This window comes from Aquitalea pelogenes (assembly GCF_041914625.1).
GTDB lineage: Bacteria > Pseudomonadota > Gammaproteobacteria > Burkholderiales > Chromobacteriaceae > Aquitalea > Aquitalea pelogenes.
The window spans coordinates 1-21,304 of record NZ_JAYSDA010000024.1; the positions used below are offsets into that span (position 1 = coordinate 1).

At 60.8% G+C, this 21,304-nt stretch carries 21 protein-coding genes; 11 read left to right on the plus strand and 10 right to left on the minus strand.

Annotation, left to right across the window (positions count from 1 at the left end; all coding sequences use genetic code 11):
- Positions 1 to 368: 368 nt before the first annotated feature.
- A complete protein-coding gene (locus ACE3SE_RS16680; protein WP_374556930.1) occupies positions 369 to 1,025 on the minus strand; it encodes an SOS response-associated peptidase in 657 nt (218 codons plus the stop codon).
- A gap of 148 nt (positions 1,026 to 1,173) precedes the next feature.
- On the opposite strand from ACE3SE_RS16680, the gene ACE3SE_RS16685 reads away from it, so the two are divergent.
- On the plus strand, positions 1,174 to 1,590 hold the full coding sequence (locus ACE3SE_RS16685; RefSeq protein ID WP_374556932.1) for a LexA family protein: 417 nt from the start codon (positions 1,174 to 1,176) through the stop codon (positions 1,588 to 1,590).
- On the plus strand, positions 1,587 to 2,849 hold the full coding sequence (locus tag ACE3SE_RS16690; protein WP_374556934.1) for a Y-family DNA polymerase: 1,263 nt from the start codon (positions 1,587 to 1,589) through the stop codon (positions 2,847 to 2,849). Before ACE3SE_RS16685 ends, ACE3SE_RS16690 begins: the two co-directional genes overlap by 4 nt.
- Before the next feature lie 98 nt (positions 2,850 to 2,947).
- On the opposite strand, the gene ACE3SE_RS16695 is transcribed toward ACE3SE_RS16690, so the two are convergent.
- Genes ACE3SE_RS16695 through ACE3SE_RS16705 form a run of 3 tightly spaced genes read right to left on the minus strand, consistent with a single transcriptional unit; the run spans position 2,948 to position 4,248 of the window.
- Positions 2,948 to 3,511: a DUF4865 family protein gene (locus tag ACE3SE_RS16695; RefSeq protein WP_374556936.1), complete on the minus strand. Its 564-nt coding sequence runs from the start codon at positions 3,509 to 3,511 to the stop codon at positions 2,948 to 2,950.
- Between the two features lie 10 nt (positions 3,512 to 3,521).
- Complete coding sequence (locus ACE3SE_RS16700; RefSeq protein WP_374556937.1) at positions 3,522 to 3,920, minus strand: tautomerase family protein; 399 nt, start codon at positions 3,918 to 3,920, stop codon at positions 3,522 to 3,524.
- 7 nt (positions 3,921 to 3,927) lie between these two features.
- A complete protein-coding gene (locus tag ACE3SE_RS16705; protein ID WP_374556939.1) occupies positions 3,928 to 4,248 on the minus strand; it encodes a carboxymuconolactone decarboxylase family protein in 321 nt (106 codons plus the stop codon).
- 106 nt (positions 4,249 to 4,354) lie between these two features.
- Here ACE3SE_RS16705 and ACE3SE_RS16710 point away from each other — a divergent pair, with 106 nt between their 5' ends.
- From ACE3SE_RS16710 to ACE3SE_RS16720, 3 genes are all read left to right on the plus strand, one after another.
- Positions 4,355 to 5,239, plus strand: coding sequence for a LysR substrate-binding domain-containing protein (locus ACE3SE_RS16710; protein ID WP_374556941.1), 885 nt, complete (start codon positions 4,355 to 4,357; stop codon positions 5,237 to 5,239).
- 108 nt (positions 5,240 to 5,347) lie between these two features.
- The gene (locus tag ACE3SE_RS16715) at positions 5,348 to 6,055 is read left to right on the plus strand and encodes a helix-turn-helix transcriptional regulator (protein ID WP_374556943.1); all 708 of its coding nucleotides are present in this window, start codon (positions 5,348 to 5,350) and stop codon (positions 6,053 to 6,055) included.
- 72 nt (positions 6,056 to 6,127) lie between these two features.
- Positions 6,128 to 6,763 carry a glutathione S-transferase family protein gene (locus tag ACE3SE_RS16720; RefSeq protein ID WP_374556945.1) on the plus strand — a complete coding sequence of 212 codons (636 nt, stop codon included), beginning with the start codon at positions 6,128 to 6,130 and terminating at the stop codon, positions 6,761 to 6,763.
- A gap of 69 nt (positions 6,764 to 6,832) precedes the next feature.
- On the opposite strand, the gene ACE3SE_RS16725 is transcribed toward ACE3SE_RS16720, so the two are convergent.
- Both ACE3SE_RS16725 and ACE3SE_RS16730 read right to left on the minus strand, forming a co-directional pair.
- Entirely contained in the window at positions 6,833 to 7,447 is a 615-nt protein-coding gene (locus tag ACE3SE_RS16725; RefSeq protein WP_374556947.1) for a DJ-1/PfpI family protein, read from the minus strand.
- Between the two features lie 329 nt (positions 7,448 to 7,776).
- Entirely contained in the window at positions 7,777 to 8,676 is a 900-nt protein-coding gene (locus ACE3SE_RS16730; RefSeq protein ID WP_374556949.1) for a LysR substrate-binding domain-containing protein, read from the minus strand.
- A 220-nt stretch (positions 8,677 to 8,896) separates the two neighbouring features.
- On the opposite strand from ACE3SE_RS16730, the gene ACE3SE_RS16735 reads away from it, so the two are divergent.
- Positions 8,897 to 10,084 (plus strand): MFS transporter, encoded by a 1,188-nt coding sequence (locus ACE3SE_RS16735; protein ID WP_374556951.1) that lies wholly within the window; start codon positions 8,897 to 8,899, stop codon positions 10,082 to 10,084.
- Positions 10,085 to 10,193: 109 nt separating this feature from the next.
- Here the strand turns inward: ACE3SE_RS16735 and ACE3SE_RS16740 are convergent, their stop codons facing one another.
- Positions 10,194 to 11,108, minus strand: coding sequence for a LysR family transcriptional regulator (locus tag ACE3SE_RS16740; RefSeq protein WP_045844720.1), 915 nt, complete (start codon positions 11,106 to 11,108; stop codon positions 10,194 to 10,196).
- 197 nt (positions 11,109 to 11,305) lie between these two features.
- On the opposite strand from ACE3SE_RS16740, the gene ACE3SE_RS16745 reads away from it, so the two are divergent.
- The gene (locus tag ACE3SE_RS16745) at positions 11,306 to 12,214 is read left to right on the plus strand and encodes a lysine exporter LysO family protein (protein ID WP_374556954.1); all 909 of its coding nucleotides are present in this window, start codon (positions 11,306 to 11,308) and stop codon (positions 12,212 to 12,214) included.
- A 72-nt stretch (positions 12,215 to 12,286) separates the two neighbouring features.
- Here the strand turns inward: ACE3SE_RS16745 and ACE3SE_RS16750 are convergent, their stop codons facing one another.
- Positions 12,287 to 13,924, minus strand: a complete 1,638-nt coding sequence (locus ACE3SE_RS16750; RefSeq protein WP_374556956.1) for a PHA/PHB synthase family protein — start codon at positions 13,922 to 13,924, stop codon at positions 12,287 to 12,289.
- Between the two features lie 659 nt (positions 13,925 to 14,583).
- On the opposite strand from ACE3SE_RS16750, the gene ACE3SE_RS16755 reads away from it, so the two are divergent.
- Entirely contained in the window at positions 14,584 to 16,461 is a 1,878-nt protein-coding gene (locus ACE3SE_RS16755; protein ID WP_374556958.1) for a methyl-accepting chemotaxis protein, read from the plus strand.
- 235 nt (positions 16,462 to 16,696) lie between these two features.
- On the opposite strand, the gene ACE3SE_RS16760 is transcribed toward ACE3SE_RS16755, so the two are convergent.
- A complete protein-coding gene (locus ACE3SE_RS16760) occupies positions 16,697 to 17,617 on the minus strand; it encodes a LysR family transcriptional regulator (RefSeq protein ID WP_374556960.1) in 921 nt (306 codons plus the stop codon).
- A gap of 134 nt (positions 17,618 to 17,751) precedes the next feature.
- Here ACE3SE_RS16760 and ACE3SE_RS16765 point away from each other — a divergent pair, with 134 nt between their 5' ends.
- Positions 17,752 to 18,510, plus strand: coding sequence for an SDR family NAD(P)-dependent oxidoreductase (locus tag ACE3SE_RS16765; protein ID WP_374556962.1), 759 nt, complete (start codon positions 17,752 to 17,754; stop codon positions 18,508 to 18,510).
- Between the two features lie 74 nt (positions 18,511 to 18,584).
- Here ACE3SE_RS16765 and ACE3SE_RS16770 read toward each other — a convergent pair whose 3' ends face one another.
- The gene (locus ACE3SE_RS16770) at positions 18,585 to 19,091 is read right to left on the minus strand and encodes a hypothetical protein (protein ID WP_062787821.1); all 507 of its coding nucleotides are present in this window, start codon (positions 19,089 to 19,091) and stop codon (positions 18,585 to 18,587) included.
- A gap of 113 nt (positions 19,092 to 19,204) precedes the next feature.
- Here ACE3SE_RS16770 and ACE3SE_RS16775 point away from each other — a divergent pair, with 113 nt between their 5' ends.
- Together ACE3SE_RS16775 and ACE3SE_RS16780 are read left to right on the plus strand one after the other, a co-directional pair.
- The gene (locus tag ACE3SE_RS16775; protein ID WP_062787819.1) at positions 19,205 to 20,122 is read left to right on the plus strand and encodes a LysR family transcriptional regulator; all 918 of its coding nucleotides are present in this window, start codon (positions 19,205 to 19,207) and stop codon (positions 20,120 to 20,122) included.
- Positions 20,123 to 20,231: 109 nt separating this feature from the next.
- Positions 20,232 to 21,260 carry a LacI family DNA-binding transcriptional regulator gene (locus ACE3SE_RS16780; RefSeq protein WP_374556965.1) on the plus strand — a complete coding sequence of 343 codons (1,029 nt, stop codon included), beginning with the start codon at positions 20,232 to 20,234 and terminating at the stop codon, positions 21,258 to 21,260.
- Positions 21,261 to 21,304 lie beyond the last annotated feature (44 nt).

Consider the following 21,304-nt stretch of genomic DNA (forward strand, 5'->3'; position numbering starts at 1 on the left):
AAGCAGCGGCCTGATTTATTCAAAAAGCGCGTAAGCAATCGTCCGGGACTGGACATCTACGGGGTATACAGTGGCTTTTTGAAGGACACCACCACCCGGCCATCCCCTTCAATCATGCCTTGATGCAACATCTTTCAGCTCCCAAGTCAGACCTCCCCAATATGGCGTTTTAACCATTAATACAGCTTGAGAACAGACATACCGAGTTGAGTGACCTGTTTGGTGATGGAGGTATGGAATAGCCGCGTTCAATAAGCTGCTTGACAGCTTCGATCTTGAAGTTTTGGGGAAACGCCCAATCAATGACTTTTGCATAAAAGCCAGTATGAGGCTTTCAAGCCATCAGGAAAAGAAGGAATGATTACAGCTCAATCAAACAAGCTGCCCTGCTCCGGTGCGGCTTCTTTCGGCTTGAGCGGTGCGGGAGCGGCGGTCATCAGTTCGGCGGGGTAGTGAGTAAGAAAGCTGCGTGCCTGTTCGGGATTGGAGCAGTTCAGCCAGTGCATGTACTGATCCGGCGGCACAATCACCAGCGAGCGCTTTTCATCGCCCGGCCGGTGCATGCGCTTCATCAGCGGATGGTGGTCGGCGTTGATGGTGATCTGGGTAAAGGTGTGGCTGATGCTGCCATCCGGCTCGGACCAGGCGCGCCACAGGCCGGCCACGGCAAACGGACTGCCGTCGGCCATGCCGATTTTCCAGCGCTCGGCGCGGCCGGATTCATAACACGGCTCGTAAAAGTGCTGCATGGGCACCAGGCACAGGTTCTGCTGCTGCCAGGCACGGCGGTAGTTAAACAGTTCACCAATGGTTTCGGCGCGCGCATTCATGGTGCTGATGCGCACGCCGGGTGGCTGGTGGCGTTTGGGCACCATGCCGTAGCTGGCCAGCTGCAGCATCGCTTCGCCGTGGCGGCCTTTGACAATGATGGGTGCCAGATAGTCTTGCCAGCACTCGTCCGGCCACAGCAGGTCGCCAGCTGGCAGATTGAAATGGCTTGCCAGCTGGCGCGGGTTTGGGGGCATGAAGTTGATGCACATGGCGGCATGGTATGCCGTCCGGCCCGGCCTTGCCAAGCGTAACGGCTTCGGTTTTTCTCGCGCAAATCCTCACCCTGCACTGCCTGCTTTCTGCTATATTTGATTTTGTACATAATCATATCGAGCAGTTGCCATGCACTACCCCATTCCCCTGTCCCGCTCCAGCCCGCTGCGCATTCCACTGGTGGCCAGCAGCGTGCGTGCCGGTTTTCCCAGCCCGGCCGACGACTACGTGCAGGACAATATCAACCTCAACACCCTGCTGGTGGACGACCCGGACTGCACCTTCCTGATGATGGCCAGCAACGATGCCATCCACGGTATTTTCAAGGGCGACTATGTGCTGATCGACAAAGCACGCAGTCCGGTACACGGCAATGTGGTGGTGGCCGCGCATGAGGACGGCTTTGTGCTGCGCCGCCTGCACAAGCAGCAAGGCATGCTGGCGCTGCTGGCCGATGCGCCCGGCTATCCGCTGATTCCGGCAGAAGGTGATTACACCTTGCAGATATGGGGGGTGGTGATTGCCGTGGTGCGGCGGCTGGTATGAGCACCTTTGCACTGGTGGATGGCAACAGCTTTTACGCCAGTTGCGAGCGGGTGTTCCGCCCGGACCTCATCGGCCGCCCCATCATCGTGCTGTCCAATAACGATGGCTGCGTGGTGGCCCGTTCGGCCGAGGCCAAGGCGCTGGGCATTCCGGCTTTCCTGCCTTTTTTCCAGATACAGCAACAGTGCTACAAGCACCGTGTGGCGGTGTTCTCCAGCAATTACGCGCTGTACGGTGACATGTCGCGCCGCATGATGAGTGTGCTGTCGCGCTTTGCCCCGCAGCAGGAAATCTACAGCATCGACGAATGCTTTCTGGACGTCACAGGCATCCCGGACCTGGACAGCCACGGCCATCGCATCCGCCAGGCGGTGTGGCAGGGGCTGGGTATTCCCACCTGCGTGGGCATGGGTAGCAGCAAGACGCTGGCCAAGCTGGCCAACCATGTGGCCAAGAAGCGGCCGGAGTGGAACGGCGTGTTTGAATGGGACTGGCTGAACCCGCGCGAGGCGGACCGGCTGCTGGCCGAATTCCCGGTCGGTTCAGTGTGGGGGATTGGCCGACGCATTGCCGAAAAGCTGACCCTGATGAATATCCACAGTGCTTTGGACCTGAAACTGGCCGACCCGCGCCACATCAAGCGCAAGTTCAATGTGGTGGTGGAGCGCACGGTGGCAGAGCTGAACGGCGTAGCCTGCCTGGCACTGGAAGACGTGGCTCCGGCCAAGCAGCAAATCATCTCCAGCCGCAGCTTCAGCCGCCTGGTGCACGACCTGCCCTCGCTGTCGGCCAGCATCAGCCACCACGTGGCCCGCGCAGCGGAAAAGCTGCGCGCCCAGGGCTGCGCCGCCGGGCTGATTGGCGTCAGCATCCGCACCAACCCGTTTCGCGACCTGGGACAGTACCACGGCTACACCTGCGTGCCGCTGGTGCACCCCAGTGCCGACACCCTGCTGCTCAACCAGGCGGCCCAGGCAGCGCTACGCGCCATCTGGCGCAAGGAGTTCAGCTACCACAAGGCTGGAGTCATCCTGATGGACATCGGCCCGGCCACCCGTCAGCAGCAGGATATGTTCTGCCCGCTGCCCGACCCCAAACGCAACCGGCTGATGGCCGCCATCGACAAGCTCAACCGGGACTTTGGCAGCGGCACCATCAAGCTGGGGGCCGAAGGCCTGACCGTGGACTGGCGGATGAAGCAGGAAAAGAAATCGCCCTGCTACACCACCCGCGTGGGCGACATCGTGCAACTGCGTTAAGAGCCGCTAACAAAAACCCTGCTGCTGTGTTGCGCCGCCTTGCCGTACTCCATGTACTGTCGGCGTCTGCACGGCTTGCTGGCGCTGATGCGGCACACTCAGGCCCCGGGCGCCACATAGCCAATCCGGTAACAGGTGCCGTCCATCTCCTGCTGCCGGAAGTCCTGTTCGCTACGCCAGGCCGATACCCGCAGCAGCTGCCATTGTCGCGGGTCGTAAGCGGTCAACACCGACACGGCGCCTTGCTGCTGTAGCCAGGCGGCCTGTTCCTGCTCCTGCTGGCGCAAGGCGTCAAACGGCTGACCAGGCAAAATGGCTTGCGTCTGGCAGAGGCACACGCTGGCGGTGGGCATGGCATGGCTCCCGATGCTGTCCCAGACCGGCCAGATATCCACATGCGGCCTGCCAAAGTCGGCGCACAGTGCCTTGAAACCGGGGCTGGAAAGAAAACGGTTGATGCCCTCGTTATCCCGCCACAGGTAGAGCGGCGCATAGGCATTGACGCTGCCCGGCTGCCGGACATCATGTTCGGACCAGAGATAGGCCTTCCATTCGAGCTGGGGAAAGCCATCCAGCAGATGGCCGCGTTCACGGATGCGCTGCCGGATGATGGCCATGTCGTAGTCGGCGGGCAGGACAAAACGGTATTGCATGGCAAGCATGATGGGTCTCCTAACTGTCGCATTCAGGCAGTGCCGACTTGCCATTGCCAAATGACCAGTCTTCCAGCCCGGTGGTGGTAATCACCACCATGATGTCTTGCTGGCGCAGGCCGGGGCTGGCCGCCAGCCGCTCTGCCAGCCGGGCAAAGAATGCGCGCTTGCACGCCGTGCTGCGCGCCCGCCCGGCGGTAATGTGGAACAGGGTGAAGTCCGCGCTGCGCGCACCTTCGGTGGCGAGATAGTCCCGGTCAAACACCAGCTCGCCAGCCCCACATTGCTGGAACACCTGAAAACAGTCGCCCGCCGGTACCTCGAAGCTTTCTTCCAGCGCCTGCTGCAGGCTGTGCGAGATGGCCCGGAGCCAGGACTCCGGCTTGCCGGCCGCCAGTGCGATACGGGTATAAGGCATGGCCGGCTCACTTTCCGTGCGGAATGGCGGCCAGCACATCCACCGCCGATGCAGCGGCAGGCCAGCCGGCGTAAAAGGCCAGATGGGTGATGAGCTCGCCCAGTTCGGCCCGGCTGATGCCATTGTCCATGGCCAGCTGCAAGTGAAACGGCAGCTGTTCCAGCCGGTATAGCGCGGTGAGCGCGGCGACCGTGGCAATGCTGCGCTCGCGCGGACTCAGGCCGGAGCGTTGCCAGACATCGCCAAACAGGAGCGATTGGGTAATTTCAGCCAGCCTGGGGGCCTCGGCTGTCATGTTCTGCATGCTGCGTGAAGAAGAGCTGGTCATGCCTGATTTCCCTGTCGTTTTTGACAGCACCCAGCTTAAGCAGTCAGAATGATTTTGATAATCAAAATGTTTTTGCATTACTGTTCACTTTTTCAGGACTATTACCGTGAGCCGCATCAGCCTGGACCTGGATGTGCTGCGCAGCTTTGTGACCGGTGTGGAGATGGGCAGCTTTGCCATGGCCGCCCAGCGCATGAACCGCTCCACTTCCGCCATCAGCGCCCAGCTGAAAAAGCTGGAAGAGCAAGCCGGCCAGCCCCTTACGCGCAAGGCAGGCCGGGGCCTGGTACTGACACCCGCCGGGGAAGTCATGCTGGCCTATGCCCGCCGACTGCTGGCACTGAATGACGAGGCGGTACAGGCGGTGCAAGGCAGCGGGCTGGAGCAAGGCTGGATACGCTTCGGCATGCAGGAAGACTTTGGCGAATCACTGTTGCCGGCCATTCTGGGGCAGTTTTCCCGTGCCCATCCGCAGTTCCGGCTGGAGGTAAAAGTGGCACGCAATCAGCAATTGCTGGATGGTCTGGCCAAAGGAGAGCTTGATCTGGTCCTGGCCTGGGATGGCGGCCAGCCCTGGCCATATCAACAGGTGATGGGCACGCTGCCACTGTGCTGGATAGACAGCAAGGCCAACCCGTGGCCATACCCGGCGGACAGCGCCCTGCCGCTGGTGGCATTTGAAGCCCCCTGCCTGATGCGGGCAGCCGCCTGCGCCGCACTGGAACAGGCCAATCTGGCCTGGCGGCAGGCTTTTAGCAGCAGCAGCCTGAGCGGGATATGGGCTGCCGTTGCCGCCGGGCTGGGCGTGACGGTGCGCACCCCGGTCGGCGTGCCGGATACGCTGCAATTGCGGCAGGACCTGCCCGCCCTGCCCGACATCCGCCTCATGTTGTATCGTGCCGAATCCACCGCCACAGTCGGCTGCGAACGCTTGTCAGACATTGTCAGCCAGTCCTTGCAGGACTATCTGCATGGACTGGGCGGTGCCTGAGCAGCATCCCGATACCGTCACCATGCTGCCGTGTCCGCGCAAATGCATGCCTGTCACCCGCGCCGCTGTGGCAAGATCGCTGCGTACTTATCACCAGACCAGTATTTCATGTCACGTACGGAAAGATTGTTCACCCTGTTGCAAGCCCTGCGGCAACACCGTTTCCCGGTGACCGGGGCCAGCCTCGCCGATGAGCTGGGCATCAGCCTGCGCACGCTGTACCGCGATATCGCCACCCTGCAGGCACAAGGTGCCGAGATTGAAGGCGAACCCGGCCTGGGCTATGTGTTGCGACCCGGCTTCATGCTGCCGCCGCTGATGTTCAGCGCAGAGGAAATCGAAGCACTGGTACTGGGCTCGCAATGGGTGGCCAAGCGCACCGACACCCAACTAGGCCGTGCCGCACAGAATGCGCTGGCCAAGATTTCCGCAGTGCTGCCCGCTGCATTGCGCCACAGTCTGGATAACAGTTCGCTGCTGGTGGGCTCCCCTTCACAGGCAGAAGCCGATGCGGTGGACTTGTCCATCATCCGTCAGGCCATTCGCGCCGGGTACAAGCTGAGCATCGACTACTGCGACTTACAGGGCAATGTCACCCAGCGCACCATCTGGCCGCTGGCCTTGGGCTATTTCGACCACGTACGCATGCTGGCCGCATGGTGTGAAACACGGCAGGATTTCCGTCATTTCCGGACAGACCGCATCTTTGCCCTGCGTGCGGGCAAGGAGCACTACCCGCACAGAAAGCACGAGCTGCTGAAAGCGTGGCGAGCAGCCGATGCCGCCCGGCAGGCCAAAAACAGTAACAACAGCTGACTACTGACAAAAACTGTCAGTGGCTGGCGTGACAATGGCATCACTCGAGATCAACCCACCGGAGTGAATGCCATGCGTCTTTATTACCACCCCCTGTCGTCTTGCAGCCGCCGCGTGCTGCTTGTTGCCCGGCAACTTGGTTTGCCGCTTGAACTGATACAGGTTGATCTGTTCCGTGGCGAGCAGAACACACCCGCCTTCCTGCAGCTGAACCCGAATCATCAGGTTCCTGTGCTGGAAGACAATGGCCATGTGCTGTGGGAGTCTTACGCCATCATGCAATACCTGGCAGAGCTGACGCCGGATCAGTCCCTGCATGCAGCCAGTGCACGCGAACGGGCCGACGCCAGCCGCTGGATGTTCTGGTGTGCCCAGCACCTGATGCCGCCAATCAGCAGCCTTAATTGGGAGAACGCAATCAAGCAAATGGCCGGGCAAGGCCCGGCCAGCGCGGTGGAAGTAGAACGGGCGGAAGCCGGTTTTGTCGCCGCCGGCCAGATTCTCGATCAGCACCTTGCCGGGCGGGAGTGGATATGCGGCCAACAGCCATCGCTGGCGGATCTGGCCATTGCCGCCCCGCTGGCCGACTGGCAGCAGGCCCGCCTGCCGCTCAAAGAGTTCGGGGAAATCGTCCGCTGGTTCGGCCAGATTCAGGCGCTGGACTGCTGGCAGCAAACCGGGCACATCGCCAGCGTACAGGCGGACTGAGCACGGCAGGCCTGCGCGGCAGCACAATGGCGTGCAGGCCCACACCGGCAAACAGGCGGTCAGCCTTGCTCAGGCCACGCTGTCCGCGCTCAGGTAGGGCGACACATGCTGTAAAGCACGTGCCAGGTAGTCTTCCTTCTCCCCCACCGGGGCCACGTAATGCAGTGCCTCCCGGGCGGCCTGCATGCCTTCAAGCCTGGCAATCAGCCAGAAAGCCAGATATTGCGAGGCCAGGCAGCCCCCTGCCGTTGCCACATTGCCTCTGGCAAAAAACGGCTGGTTCAACACGCTGATACCCGCCTCCTGCACCCAGGGCTTGGTAATGAGGTCGGTACAGGCCGGGATGTCCTGCAACAGTCCAAGCCTGGCCAGTATCAGCGTGCCCGAGCATTGGCCCGCCAGCAGCTGACGGGAGGGGTCCAGCCGCAGCTGCGCCATCAGCGTTTCGTCGGCCACTACATCCCGCGTTTTCAGGCCGCTGCCAACAATCACGGCATCCGCCTCGCAGGCCTGGGCCAGCGAAATGTGCGATTCCAGCACCACGCCATTCATGGACGTCACCCGTGCCGTCGGACTGGCAATGGATACCCGCCAGTCCGGCTTCCTGATGCGGTTCAGGATGCCAAAGGCAATCAGCGAGTCCAGTTCGTTGTATCCGTCGAAGGTAAGAATGGCAATGTGCATGACCGGGCCTCGCTTGTTCGAAGTAATGGTGAAATGCCAGCCTGAGAGCGGCTGACAAAATAGCGTAGCATCCCTGGTGCCAGGCGCGCCGACGCAGACAGTACAAGGGTACGGCAAGGAGGCGCAACGCCGCAGCAGGTTTTTTGTTAGCAGCTCCAGGCTGAATAAGCAGCACAAGCAAAAAACTGGCATGAATACAGGCCATGAACCCAGCAGGATGCAAGCGGTTTCAGGCCAGCTTGAACCTGTCGTGCGGCCTGCGGCACTGCATACCAGCGCCAGTATCATCCGGCTGCCCAGCGACTGCTGACTGGCACCCGGCGCACGGCTCATGGCTGCTGACTGTGCGCGCGCAACTGTCCGGACAGAAAGTCGACAAAGCACGCCACCCGCGCCGCCAGAAAACCCTGACGGTAATACACCGCCCACACCGGCTGCCGCCACGGCAGCATGTCATCGGGCAGCAAGGCGGTGAGATGACCGGCGGCAATATCCCGGTCGACCAGAAAATCCGACAGGCAGGCAATGCCGTTACCGGCCAGCGCCAGATAGCGTAGCGTCTCGCCATTGGAAGCGGTCATCGTCGGCTCTATCGCCAAACCGTCAACATGACCATGCCGCAAGGGCCACAGGTTCAAGGACGAGGGCTGGGAGAAGCCCAGCAGGCGCTGGCGGGCAAGCTCGGCCACCGAGTCCGGCGCACCGTGTTCGGCCAGATAGGCTGGCGACGCCACCAGACGCCAGCGGCTTTCAAACAGCAAGCGCGCATTCAGGGTGGAGTCCTGCAACTGGCCGACGCGCAAGGCCACATCGGCCCCCTGTTCAATCAGGTCCCCTACCATCTCGCCACTGGTCAGCTCCAGCCGTATGCGCGGATAACGACGACAGAACGCGGGCAACAAGGGGGCCAGCACATGATCGAACACCGGCGTGGCGGCATTGATGCGCAACAGGCCGGACGGATGCTCCGCCGCCGACTGCAGCGTCAGCTCCGTTGCCTGCATGCGGCCCAGGATGTCGCGGGCATTCTCCAGGAACCAGCGCCCCTCATCGGTCAGATCCAGCCGCCGCGTGGTGCGCCTGATCAAGCGCACACCCAGCTGTTTTTCCAGCTTGCCGATACTGCGGCTGATGCCGGATGGAGTCAGCCCCAGCTGTTCTGCCGCAGCAGAAAACGAGCCCTCCTCGATCACGGTGACAAAAGCCTGCATGGTTTCTGTGCTCAGCATTGTTGATTTCTAGTCACAAGACATTGGGTTTCAGACGTATTTTTCCTGCTTTTTCAAGCAATGATAATGCGAACTCTTCCTGCATTGCCAACCGACCTCCACGCAAACTCGTGCCGGGGCAGTCCGGTGTCCGCCATCCGCAACTGGCCCCCAGCTGCACCGGCAGGAGCGGAGTACGGGTCACCGGTGATGCCCTCACACTGCTTTAAGGAGTTTTTGCATGCCACTTGCCCTCTGGGCGCTGACACTCAGCGCGTTTGCCATCGGCACCACCGAATTTGTCATCGTCGGGCTGATTCCGACCATTGCCGCCAGCCTGCACGTATCGCTGCCCTCTGCCGGCATGCTGGTCAGCCTGTATGCGCTGGGTGTGGCCATTGGCGCGCCGGTACTGACCGCCCTCAGCAGCCGCCTGCCACGCAAAACCCTGCTGCTGACCCTGATGGCCCTGTTCACGCTGGGCAACCTGCTGGCCTGGCAGGCTCCGGCGTATGGCACGCTGGCCATCGCCCGCGTGCTGACCGGCCTGACCCACGGTGTGTTTTTCTCGATAGGTTCCACCATTGCCACCAGCCTGGTGCCCAGGCAGAAAGCCGCCTCGGCCATTGCGCTGATGTTTTCCGGCCTGACGGTTGCCCTGGTGACCGGTGTGCCACTGGGCACCTTCATCGGCCAGACCTTTGGCTGGCAAACCACTTTTCTTGCCGTCTCCGGCCTTGGCCTGATCGCCCTTGCCGGCAGCTGGCTGCTGGTGCCGGACAACATCGCCCGCACGGCGCCCACCTCCTTGCTCGGCCAGTTTTCGGTACTGGGCAAGCCGCGGTTGTTGCTGGTGTATGCCATGACGGCGCTGGGCTACGGCGGTTCATTCATTGCGTTTACCTATCTTGCCCCGATGCTGGAGCAGGTCAGCGGCTTCAAAGCCTCGGCCACCGGCGTGCTGATGCTGGTTTACGGTATTTCGGTTGCAGTGGGTAATGTCTGGGGTGGCCGCCTGGCCGACCGCAAAGGCCCGGTACGGGCGCTGCAGATCATCTTTGCAGGCCTGGCCCTTGCGCTGGTATTGCTGGCGCTGACCGCCAGTTCGCAATGGCTGGTGGTGCTCACCATCTTGCTGTGGGGTGCGGTGGCATTCGGCAATGTGGCCGGCCTGCAGCTTTACGTGGTGCAACAAGCCCAGCGCGATGCACCGCATGCGGTGGATGTGGCATCCGGCCTGAACATTGCCGCATTCAACCTGGGCATTGCATTCGGTGCCTGGGCGGGCGGCCTGATTGTCGAGGCAATGGGCATCATGGCCACCCCGTGGATTGGCGCGCTGATCGTACTGCTGGCACTGGCGCTCACCACCTGGTCCGGCGCACTGGACCGTCGTGCCAGCCCCACGCTGGCAAACTGCACGCCATGAGCGCCCCTGCCTGGCCACGCTGCCTTCCCTGATGACGGGTGGCGATTTGAAAAGGCGCTAGCGGGGAGTCAGCACGCTGTCACAGGCCGATATTGGACTGGCTGCGGTTTCAGGGCAGGAGCGGGAAAAACGCGGGATTGGAAAAGTCACTGACCAGCCAGTCGTATACCACGCGAACCCGCGCTGGAACCGGGCTGCGTTGTGGCCGGTACACACTCAGCGCCCACGGGGTAGGTGCCAGCTCGGGCAGCACCTCCACCAGCTCGCCGCTGCGCAGGTGCGGTATGGCGACAAAACCGGGCATCTGGGCAAAACCAAAGCCTGCCAATACCGCGGCACACTCGGCTTGCGTACTGTTGCTGATGAATGCCAGCTCCCGCGGAATCCACTGCGACTCCTGGCGGAAAAACCAGGGCCACGGTTTGCCGGTGCGCTGGTCGATGGTGCCGACCACTGGCTGTTGCTGCACGTCCTTCAGCGTGCGCGGTACCCCGCAGCGGGCCAGCAAGCCGGGGGCGGCCACCATGTAGAACGGCACTTCGGCCACTTGCCGCGCTACAAAGCGGCTGTCCCGGATCAAGCCGTGGCGGATGCCGATATCAATCTGCTCATCCACCACATCGGTTTCATCATCTTCCAGATGCAGTTCGAAATGCAGGCCCGGATACTGCTGGCGCAAGCGTGCCAGGCTGTGTACCAGGCTGGTCTGGCCGATGGCCTCCGGCGCGGTCAGCCTTACCGTGCCTTCCACCTGCTGGGCCGCATTGGCTTCCGCGCCGCGGAACAGGCAATCAATCCCCTCCACGCCTTGCCTGGCGATATGTGCCAGACGCTCGCCTTCGCGGGTAATCCGGCACTGGCGGGTATTGCGATGGAACAATAGCTCGCCGAACTGGCTTTCCAGCTCCTGGATGGCACGGGTCACCACCTGTGGCGAGATGCCAAGTTGCTGCGCGGCTTCCTTGAAATTGCGTGCTTCCGCCGCAGTACAGAAGATTCGCAGCATTTCCAGTCGATTCAGCATGCATCCACTCCCCTTGTGATACCGGGCAGCTTATTCCTGTTTCGGGAATTCAAAAAGCTTGTTTCATCCATTCCTGAGAATTCAGCAATTGGTGATACTGACGGCCTCCCGCGCCAAGCAGTACGACTGCGCATAGCAATCACCATGAAAAAAACAATCATGTTTACACCTTCGCCCTGCCTTGAAATGAGCCCGCCATGCAACTGATCCTGGCATCCATTCTCCCCATCATGCTGGCGCTATTGTGCGGTTACGGCATCGGCCTGCTGCTGCCGCGCCGCCATACCCGGCATTGTGCCCGCCTGCTGACGCCGCTGATCTGGCTGTTGCTGTTCTTTTGCGGCAAGGGCTTCGGCACGGTGCTGAGTGATGGCAGCATGCTGGGTAAAACCCTGGGGACGGCGCTGATTTTTGCGTCCCTGACCAGCTTGCTGCCATGGGGGCTGATTGTGCTGTGCATGCGTCAGCCGCGTGCCAGCGGCAAAACAGAGCCAGCCGAACGCCCGCCCGTCACGCAGTTTTTGCATGCACTGCGCGACTGCCTGCTGGCCCTGGGCATGGTGGGCATGGGGGCCGTTGCATCCGGGTTTCAGCTGGGCTGGCTGGATGCCATCAGCACCAGCCAATTGCTTTACCTGCTGATTGTGCTGGTTGGCATCGACCTGGTGGAGCTGAAGCTGGGCAGTGCCTGGCGCACGCCGGAGGTGATGGTGCTGCCGGTTCTGGTCATCATCGGCTCGCTGGCCGGGGGCATGGCGGCGGCCGTGTTTACCGGCGAAGGGGTGTGGACTTCATTGGCGCTGTCCAGCGGTTTTGGCTGGGTCACCCTGTCCAGCATTCTGGTGAGCAGCAAGCTGGGCAGCAACTATGGGGCCATTGCCATGCTGACCGACCTGTTCCGGGAGCTGATGGCCATTGCCATGCTGTACCTGCTGGGCGCACGTTTCAGCAGGGAGGCCATCGGCATTTGCGGTGCCACCGCACTGGATGCCACCCTGCCCCTGATCCGGCAGAAATGCGGCACTCATCATGTATCGCTGGCCCTGATCAGCGGCTTTGTGCTGACCCTTGTCAGCCCGCTACTGATCATGATTTCCCTGGCCTAAGGCATCGGGCCGCCTGCCCACAGCAAGCTGCGGGCAGGTGAACATCATGCGCTATCGACCAAATAGCCTGGCTCAGCTCTCCAGCACATAACTGCCAGGCGCATCACCCAGTGCCGGGTATTGCCGGCTGCTGACCGACGGTGCCTTGCCCAGCGCACCCGAGCGTGGTTTCAGCCATTGCATCCAGTCATCCCACCAGCTGCCCTGATGATGTTCGGCCGCTTGCTTCCAGTGTTCCGGGCTTTGGTGGCGCTCCGCCGGGGCCACCCAGAACGCGCGCTTGGGCGGATTGACCGGCGGGTTGACGATGCCCAGGATGTGGCCGGAGGTAGACAGCACGAAGCGCTTGTCGCCAGACAGGAAGTGATTGAGCCGGAAGGATTGTTTCCACGGTGCGATGTGGTCGTCTTCGGCGGCAACGGCATACACCGGCTGGCTGATGTTCTCCAGATTGATGGGGTGACCAGCCACGGTCAGCACGTTGGGCTTGATCAGATTATTGTGCTGGTAAAACTGGCGCAGATACCAGGAATGCATGGTTGCCGGCATGCGGGTGGTGTCCATATTCCAGTACAGCACATCGAAGGCCGAAGGTTTTTCACCGTACAGCCAGCCATGCACCACGTAGTGCCAGATCAGGCTGTTGGGACGCAGCATGCGGAAGGACATGGCCATGTCCTTGCCATCCAGATAGCCGGTTTCGGCCATTTTCCCGTCCAGCCAGTCCAGCGTGGCCGGGTCGATGAATACCTCGATGTCGCCCGGACTGTGATAGTCCACCAGCGTGGCAAAAAAGGTGGCGCTTGCTACCGGATTATCGCCATTGGTGTAGTGCTGGCTGCTCCATGCCAGCCAGGTGGCCAGCATGGCCCCGCCTATGCAATAACCCACCGCATTGACCTGCGGCTGACCGGACAGCGCGCATGCCACCCGGAAAGCCTGGTCCAGCCCGTCCTGCAGGTATTGGTCGAAGGTTGTGCCGGCCTGATCCGCGCCCGGATTGCGCCAGCTGATGATATAGGTGTCCAGCCCCTGCTCCAGCAGATAGCGGATCATGCTCTTTTTCGGGGTGAGGTCCAGCACGTAAAACTTGTTGATGCACGGTGGCACAATCAACACCGGCACCTGATGCACCGCCTTGACAGTGGGGGTGTAATGAATCAGCTCGAACAAGGCATTACGGAACACCACCTTGCCCGGCGTGGTGCCCAGGTTCTCCCCTACCTTGAATTCATCGGTACTGCTCATGCGCACCGCGCCCTGACGGGCATCTTCCAGAAAATTCTGCCAGCCCAGCCGCAGGCTTTCGCCATTGGTTTCGGCCGCCCGACGCATGGCAACCGGGTTGCTCCAGAAGAAATTGCTGGGTGCCAGTGCATTCAGCCAGTTACGGCTCCAGAACGCCGCCTGTCGGGTAGTGCGCGCCGACTGGCCTGGGGTTTCGTACACCATGTCTTGCAGGTGATGGGTCAGGATCAGATACCACTGTTTGGCGATATCAAAACTGACGGTATCCGACCATTCCGCCTCCACAAACCGGGTATCTTCCGGATGGGGTGACTCTACTTCCGGCCCTTTCACCCCAAGGCAGCGTCTGGCGGCATACTGCTGCAGATTGAACAGCTTTTGTGACAGCCGGGCATTGGATTCAGCCAGCTGGGCGGGATGGCACAACCAGGCCAGCTGGGTGTGGATGGCAGATCTGTTCATGCCAAATGGGTCAAAAATATTTTCCAGCACATGCACAAAATGCTGTGCATTCTGGAAGGAATCGATAAACCAAGTATTTTCCGTTGCTGGCTTAGTCATGAAGCTCTCCCCGCAGCATGTACCTTGAATGGTCAAGCCAGCATAGCCCACCCAGGCGGCTTGCTCATGCCTTTACCGGTTTTGTTTGATATAAAGCGGGAGTTGCTGCCAATAAGGCTGGGGCAAACACCACACATTCTCAAGCGAGCTTACCGTTTTTTGTCAGGTAATGATTTTTTCACTACAGCGCAAATCGCAAAATGTGCTGGCCATTTGGCTGTGTGTAGCCGCCCTGTTCCGCCAGCACCCGGTGGCTTGCCAGGTATCCATAATAATTGGCATGCAGGCAGACATTCGCAACAAATACCTACTCGCCCGGCAAAACATGGCCATTCATTTAGCAGAATGGCTTTGTAATGGTGCATCTATTGCTGGTGAGACTTGAAAGAAAAAGATTTAATAATAAGCTTCACTTTGAAATATGTTTTATTTTCCGCAGGCAAGCATCCATACTATCTGGCGAAGACGTCTTGCGTCTGAAATCAACTGGCAACAAGGCAGGTGGATACTGCCCACGGCACCTGCTAGCCGGAACATAAAACTATAAAGGAGTGTGGATAATGCGGTCGTTAAAAGCCAAACTGATTGTCTTTGTTGCAATATTGCTGGCCATCCTGAGCACCTGTATTGCCGCGCTGGTGTACAACCAGATGCGCAGCAGTATTGTCACCGGGGTGGAAAACGAATTAAGTGGCACAGCCAACGGCTATGGCACTTTTGTCAAAAGCTGGTACGACGAGAAGTTGCGCGCCGTGGTGGCAGGTAACCCGCTGGCCGACCATCCGGACCCTGTCCCCACCCTGGCCCGCATCAATGAAGCCGGTGGTTTCTCGCTGACCTATGTCGGCTTTGCCGATCACCACATTGTCTATTCCGACGGCCACGCCCAGAAGCCCGGCTACGACCCGGCCAAGCGCCCCTGGTACCAGCAGGCCGTAGCCGCAGGCAAGGCCACGGTGTCGGCCCCTTATGTGGACTTTGATACCGGCAAGCTGTGCCTGACCTTTGTTTCCCCGGTGTCCTCTGGCGGCGCACTCAAGGCCGTGGTGGGCGGTGACATTTTCATCGACGCCCTGGTAAAGACCGTGCTGTCGATCAAGCTGCGCGGCGATGGCTATGCCTTCCTGGTGGACAAGAGCGGCAACATCATCGCCCACCACAATCAGCAGCTGACACTCAAACCCATCAGCAGCATTGCCCCCACCCTGTCGGCCGAACAGCTGAACAGCCTGGCCAGCAGCAATGCCATGCAGTTGATCCAGATGGAAGACAGCAACAAATACGTGAAGGTGGTGGCCATTCCGGGTACCGACTGGTTGCTGGGCGTGGTGATGAACGACAGCGTGATCCGCGAACCACTGAACAAGCTGCTGCTGACCATTGTCATCATCGCCGTTGTTTCGCTGCTGGTGCTGGTGCCCATTGCCAGCGTGATTCTGGCCTCCATGCTCAAGGGCCTGCGTCACCTGAACCAGGCCATGAATGAAATTGCCCGTGGCGAAGCCGACCTCACCCGCCGCATCGAGGTATCCGGTCAGGATGAAATTGCCGAAACCGCCCATGCCTTCAATCTGTTCGTCGATCATCTGCGTGACATGTTCCGCCAGGTCAAACAGGAAGCGGACCGGGTGATCAGCGGAGTCGATGAAGCCGGCAGCACGGTACGCCGGGTGGCCGAGGACTCACGCGAGATTTCCGACGTATTCAGCGGCAACGCCGCCACGCTGGAGCAAATCACGGTCAGCATTGCCCATATTGCCGAATCCACCCGCGAAGCAGACCAGCTGGTGAGCCAGACCGACAGCGCCTCCACCCAGAGCGCCAGTGACATCAAGCAGATTTCGTCCGAAATGGCGCGCACGGTGGATGCCGTCAAGGGCCTGTCCGGCATTCTGGAAACCCTGGACAACCGTTCGCAGCAGATTACCGGCATTACCAATGTCATCAAGGATATTGCCGATCAAACCAATCTGCTGGCCCTGAATGCCGCCATCGAAGCGGCACGCGCCGGCGAGATGGGCCGCGGCTTTGCCGTGGTGGCGGACGAAGTACGCAAGCTGGCCGAGCGCACGGCGCAAGCCACACTGGAAATCACCAGCATGGTGAACACCATCCGCAGCGAAACCAGCCAGGCGGTGAGCAATATGCAGCAGACCGTCAACTCGGTGGATGGCGGGGTGGAAATCACCCAGGGCGCGGTCAAGCGTATCGACGACATCCGCCAGGCCATGCAGGACGTGGTGAACAAGATGAACGAGATTTCGCTGTCCACCAAGGAACAGCACAACGCCACCACTGCCATTTCGCAAAGCACCGAACGCATCAACAACCGCATCATCGACAGCGACCAGTCCTTGCAGGGCGTGCACAGTACACTGTCCACCCTAAATGACGCCGCCTCGAAAATGCGCGAAATGTTCAGCCGCTTCAAGGTGTAAACCCGCACCACACGGGCTGGCCTCTCCCCGGTCAGCCCCTTCCTTCATTCCCCAAGCATGGTATTGCTGCGAATACTCCACTCACTTTGCACTATGTACATGCCCCCATCTCTGCTTGGTCCTGCAACAGCAAGCAACACATCATCAAATGGAAACTGCGTTGAGCCTCCTTCCAGTTACGGCAACAGAACCACGCAGGCGGCAATCAATAATCCGGCAGACCACCGGTGGCATACTACCCGTCCATCTTCTGCAAGCGGGACTGTAACAAGTCGGTCATCCAGTTCATGAATACCTGCACCCGCTGCGGCAGCTGGCGACGGTTGGCATAGATAAAGGAAATCGGCATCGGTGCCGGGCGATAGTCGGGCAGTATTTCCACCAGCTGCCCGCTGGCAAGATAGCTGCGCATGCCCGGCTCGGGCGACTGCACGATGCCAAGGCCAGCCAGGCAGGCTGCGGTATAGGCTTCGGAATTGTTAACGGTGAGCACACCGGCCATGGCGACATGGTGCACGCTGCCCGGCGCTTGCGGGTCGACATATTCAAAACCGGGGTCCCGCCCGCCAAAATTGGCCTGGTAATGCACCAGCCGGTGCCGGTCCAGCTCGGCCGGTGACTGCGGCATGCCGTATTCGGCGATATAGCGCGGGCTGGCGCAGTTGATCATCCGGTACTGCCCGACCGGCTTGGCAATCAGGCTGGAATCCAGCAAGGTTCCCACCCGCAACACACAGTCAAAGCCCTCACGCACCAGGTCCACCCGCCGGTCGGTGCTGCTCAATTCCAGCTGCAAGGCCGGATGCTGACGCAGAAAGTCCGGCAGTTGCGGAATCACCAGCTCGCGCGCAATGGCCAGCGGCATGTCCACCCGCAAGCGCCCGCTGAGCGCGGCAGGCTCTGAGCGAAACATCTGCTGCAATTCGCTCATGTCGGCCAGCAGGTCCTTGCAGCGCTCCAGCACCACCTGCCCGTCCTGCGTCAGTTGCACGCTGCGCGTGGTCCGGTGCAACAAGCGGGTGCCCAGCTGGTTCTCCAGCTGCTGCACCGCCAGTGAAACCGTTGCCTTGGGCAGCCCCAGGCTTTCTGCCGCGGCAGTAAAGCCGGACAGTTCGGCAACGCGGACAAAAACCTGCATGGCGTCGAATTGATTCATGGTGGTGCGCCTTATTGTTAGCAAATACTGGACAGTCTAGCCATAAATTGCATGTTTATCGGCAAATTAATCGGCAATAGACTGCACAGCATCCGGCAGGCAATGCCCCACTCCACCTCTCGCAGGAGAACACCATGCAACAACGCATCGCACTCATCACCGGCGGCAGCCGTGGCCTTGGCAAGAATGCAGCACTCAAGCTTGCCTCCAAGGGCATCGATGTCATCATCACCTACCACACCCGGCGGGACGAAGCCGACGCGCTGGTCCACCAGCTAGAACAACTGGGCCGCCGCGCGGCAGCGCTGCAGCTGGATGCCGGCAATGTGCGCAGCTTTGCCACCTTTGCAGAACAGCTGAAAACCGTGCTGCAGGACAAATGGCAAACCGGGCGGATTCACCATCTGGTGAACAATGCAGGCATGGGCATTTACGGCAGCTTTGCCGAAACCACCGAGGAACAATTCGATGCACTGATGAATGTGCACCTGAAGGGGGTGTTCTTCCTCACCCAGACCCTGCTGCCCTTGATAGCCGACGGCGGACGCATCCTTAACATATCCAGCGGCCTCGCGCGCTTCAGCTTCCCCGGCTATGCCGCCTACGCCACCATGAAAGGCGCGGTGGAAACCCTCACCCGCTACCTGGCCAGGGAGCTGGGGCCGCGCGGCATTTCGGTAAACGTGCTGGCACCCGGTGCCATCGAAACCGACTTCGGCGGCGGCCAGACACGTGACAACCCGCAGGTGAATGCCATGATTGCCGCCAATACCGCCATGGGCCGGGCCGGACTGCCCGACGACATTGGCGACGCCATCGCCGCCTTGCTGACCGCGGACAGCAACTGGATTACCGGCCAGCGGATTGAAGCTTCGGGCGGGATGATGCTGTAAGCACATGGTCGTCATGACAGAACCGGAGGGCTATCCGGCGCAGGAATGCGACGCGGACAGCCCTCCGGCCACGTTCATGACTGCCGTGCAGCGGCCACCATGCCATCCAGCCAGTCCTGATGGCCGTTGATCATGGGATTGGGCCTGGTTTGGGCCAGCGCCTGCGCCGGCTTGCCCACCTGGGTTTCCTGCGTGAGGATGCGCACCCGGCCAGCAGAAAGCTCTTCAATCAGCCAGGCGTGATGTACATCCAGCCTGTCTTCCGCCGTGCTGCCGGCCCAGCCATGCCAGGCAATGCGGGCAGCCTGGCCGGGGACTGGCGCGATGTACTCCACCACTTGCGCCTCCACCGGGAAGCCGAAGGTTTCAAAGTAAAAACGGTCGCCCATGGCCAGTTCCGGCCCCTTGCCATCGTAAAAGCGCGGATTGGCCGAATTGGCATAGTAGCCAGGCCACAGCTGCGGTGTGTTCAGCAAGGTCCACAGTTTTTCGATGGTCACGCCAGTGACAATCACTTCATTGGAACAGTAATTGTCGGTAAAGCCGGGCACATAGCCGGCCGGCCAGATAATGTCGCTCATGATGTTTTCCTTGCGGCAGTTAACAGTAAGAAAGTCTGCTGCTACTGTACGCATTGCACATCAGCGAATAAATGGCGGTAAAATCACATCATCTGTTACATAAAAGAACAAATATGCCCGCATTCGACGCCACCCAGATCAGCACCATCGCCCTGTTTTGCAAAGCGGCAGAGCTGAGCAGTTTTTCCGCGGCGGCGGAAGCGCTGGGGCTGACGCCAGCCTCGGTCAGCCGGGCCATCAAGCGTCTGGAAGAACGGCTGGGTGTACGCCTGTTTGCACGCACCACACGCACCATGCGGCTGACCCACGAAGGCGAACTGTACTGGCAGCAATGCCGCCAGGCACTGGACCAGATTGCCGAAGCCGAGCGCACCATCACCGGCCGGCAGAAAGTGCCCAGCGGCCTGCTGCGCATCAGTGTTGGCACCCTGTACGCCAATTACCGCTTGCTGCCCTTGCTGGAGGAATTCACCAGCGCCTATCCGCAGATCGAACTGGAGCTGAGCCTATCCAACCGGGTGGCTGATATTGTCGAAGAAGGCTACGACCTGGCCATCCGCATCGGCACACCACAGGATTCCCGCCTGGTGGTGCAGAAGCTGGAAGACGCCACGCTTGGCATCTTTGCCACACCCGGTTATCTCGCCCGGCGCGGCGTGCCGCGGCAGATTGATGAGCTGGCCGGGCATGACTGCCTGCAATTCATCCTGCCCAGCACCGGCCGCGCCATGCCATGGCTGCTGACCCTGCCCGGTGGCGAAGCGCTGGACCATCAGTTCCACAGCCGCCTGCGCCTGCTGGACGATGCCCAGGGCTGCATCAGCTGGGGGATGGCCGGAGGCGGACTGTTCCAGACCTACCATTTCATTGCCGCGCCCGCACTGGCACGCGGCGAGCTGGTGGAGGTGATGCCGGATCACGCTGGCCGGGCACGGCAGTTTTCCGTCACCTACCCGCAAAACCGTCACCTGTCGGCACGGGTGCGGGCATTTGTCGACTTTCTGCTGGCCCGGCTGCGCCAGCCTGCCTGAAACCGGCCAGAAGCCGCACAGGCAGGCCCTGCCCCACCACGCAATACACCAGCCACACAACAGCCAAGCCGATTGACAAGGCCCCGGCCCTGCGGTTAGCCTGCGCAACATGGAAACGTTACCACAAACTGCCAACAGCATTCGCGAAGTGGCTGCGCTGGCGCAGACTTCCGTCTCCACCGTGTCGCGGGTGCTCAACCAGTCCGGCTATGTCAAAGCCGAGGTACGCGAGCGCATCGAACGGGTGATTGCCGCCACCGGCTTTGTCCCCAGCGCCGTGGCCAAGGGCTTGCAGCGCAAACAGTCCTCGCTGGTGGGCGTGGTGATTCCGCGTATCGACTCCTACAGCATCAGCGCCATGGTGGCGGGCATTTCCGCCGTGCTGGAAGCTGCGGGCTACAGCCTGCTGCTGGCGCATACCGACAATCAGGCCGAGCGCGAACTCAAGGCCCTGCAACTGTTCAAGGAGCAACGCGTCAACGGCGTGCTGCTGCTGGCTGCCGAACTGGGCGAGCAACACCGCCAGGCTTTTGCCATGCTGCAACGCCCGCTGGTGGTGCTGGGTCAGGACGCTTCGGCACTGGGCCTCAGCTGCGTATTGCAGGACGAATGCGCCGCCGCCACCGCGCTGACCCAGGCCTTGCTGGAGCGCGGCCATCGGCGCATTGGCTTTATCGGCGTCAATGCCCGCGACGTTCAAGTAGGCGGCGAGCGCAAGCGCGGGTACCAGAACGCCCTGGCAGCAGCAGGCATTACACCGGATGACACCCTGATGACGGCAGGCGGCTTTGATTTTGCCAGCGCGGCACAGGCCGTGGACCTGCTGATGGCCCTGTCGCAGCGGCCCACTGCCCTGCTGGCGGCCACCGACCGGCTGGCCATTGGCGCCATCAGCCGTCTGACAGAACTGGGCTTGCGCGTGCCGCAAGATGTTTCGGTGGCCGGCATGGGCGATATCGATATTGCCGCCATGATGCAGCCGCGCCTTTCCACCGTGCATTACGATTACCAGGCCAGTGGCCGCCAGGCAGCGCAATTGCTGCTGGACCAGTTGCAGCAAAAGACGGCCACCAGCAGCAAGCTGGTGATGCCGTTCACCATCAAGATGCGCGATAGCGCACGGCAGTTGGCCCCGTAACACTTTGGGGCTTTTTAAAACGCAAATGTGGTAACGTTACCATA

Bases quoted from the DNA above. Each gene is read 5' to 3' on its own strand.
- ACE3SE_RS16680 (WP_374556930.1), bottom strand. From the start codon at position 1,025: ATGCCCCCAAACCCGCGCCAGCTGGCAAGCCATTTCAATCTGCCAGCT.
- ACE3SE_RS16685 (WP_374556932.1), top strand. From the start codon at position 1,174: ATGCACTACCCCATTCCCCTGTCCCGCTCCAGCCCGCTGCGCATTCCA.
- ACE3SE_RS16690 (WP_374556934.1), top strand. From the start codon at position 1,587: ATGAGCACCTTTGCACTGGTGGATGGCAACAGCTTTTACGCCAGTTGC.
- ACE3SE_RS16695 (WP_374556936.1), bottom strand. From the start codon at position 3,511: ATGCTTGCCATGCAATACCGTTTTGTCCTGCCCGCCGACTACGACATG.
- ACE3SE_RS16700 (WP_374556937.1), bottom strand. From the start codon at position 3,920: ATGCCTTATACCCGTATCGCACTGGCGGCCGGCAAGCCGGAGTCCTGG.
- ACE3SE_RS16705 (WP_374556939.1), bottom strand. From the start codon at position 4,248: ATGACCAGCTCTTCTTCACGCAGCATGCAGAACATGACAGCCGAGGCC.
- ACE3SE_RS16715 (WP_374556943.1), top strand. From the start codon at position 5,348: ATGTCACGTACGGAAAGATTGTTCACCCTGTTGCAAGCCCTGCGGCAA.
- ACE3SE_RS16720 (WP_374556945.1), top strand. From the start codon at position 6,128: ATGCGTCTTTATTACCACCCCCTGTCGTCTTGCAGCCGCCGCGTGCTG.
- ACE3SE_RS16725 (WP_374556947.1), bottom strand. From the start codon at position 7,447: ATGCACATTGCCATTCTTACCTTCGACGGATACAACGAACTGGACTCG.
- ACE3SE_RS16730 (WP_374556949.1), bottom strand. From the start codon at position 8,676: ATGCTGAGCACAGAAACCATGCAGGCTTTTGTCACCGTGATCGAGGAG.
- ACE3SE_RS16735 (WP_374556951.1), top strand. From the start codon at position 8,897: ATGCCACTTGCCCTCTGGGCGCTGACACTCAGCGCGTTTGCCATCGGC.
- ACE3SE_RS16740 (WP_045844720.1), bottom strand. From the start codon at position 11,108: ATGCTGAATCGACTGGAAATGCTGCGAATCTTCTGTACTGCGGCGGAA.
- ACE3SE_RS16745 (WP_374556954.1), top strand. From the start codon at position 11,306: ATGCAACTGATCCTGGCATCCATTCTCCCCATCATGCTGGCGCTATTG.
- ACE3SE_RS16750 (WP_374556956.1), bottom strand. From the start codon at position 13,924: ATGAACAGATCTGCCATCCACACCCAGCTGGCCTGGTTGTGCCATCCC.
- ACE3SE_RS16755 (WP_374556958.1), top strand. From the start codon at position 14,584: ATGCGGTCGTTAAAAGCCAAACTGATTGTCTTTGTTGCAATATTGCTG.
- ACE3SE_RS16760 (WP_374556960.1), bottom strand. From the start codon at position 17,617: ATGAATCAATTCGACGCCATGCAGGTTTTTGTCCGCGTTGCCGAACTG.
- ACE3SE_RS16765 (WP_374556962.1), top strand. From the start codon at position 17,752: ATGCAACAACGCATCGCACTCATCACCGGCGGCAGCCGTGGCCTTGGC.
- ACE3SE_RS16770 (WP_062787821.1), bottom strand. From the start codon at position 19,091: ATGAGCGACATTATCTGGCCGGCCGGCTATGTGCCCGGCTTTACCGAC.
- ACE3SE_RS16775 (WP_062787819.1), top strand. From the start codon at position 19,205: ATGCCCGCATTCGACGCCACCCAGATCAGCACCATCGCCCTGTTTTGC.
- ACE3SE_RS16780 (WP_374556965.1), top strand. From the start codon at position 20,232: ATGGAAACGTTACCACAAACTGCCAACAGCATTCGCGAAGTGGCTGCG.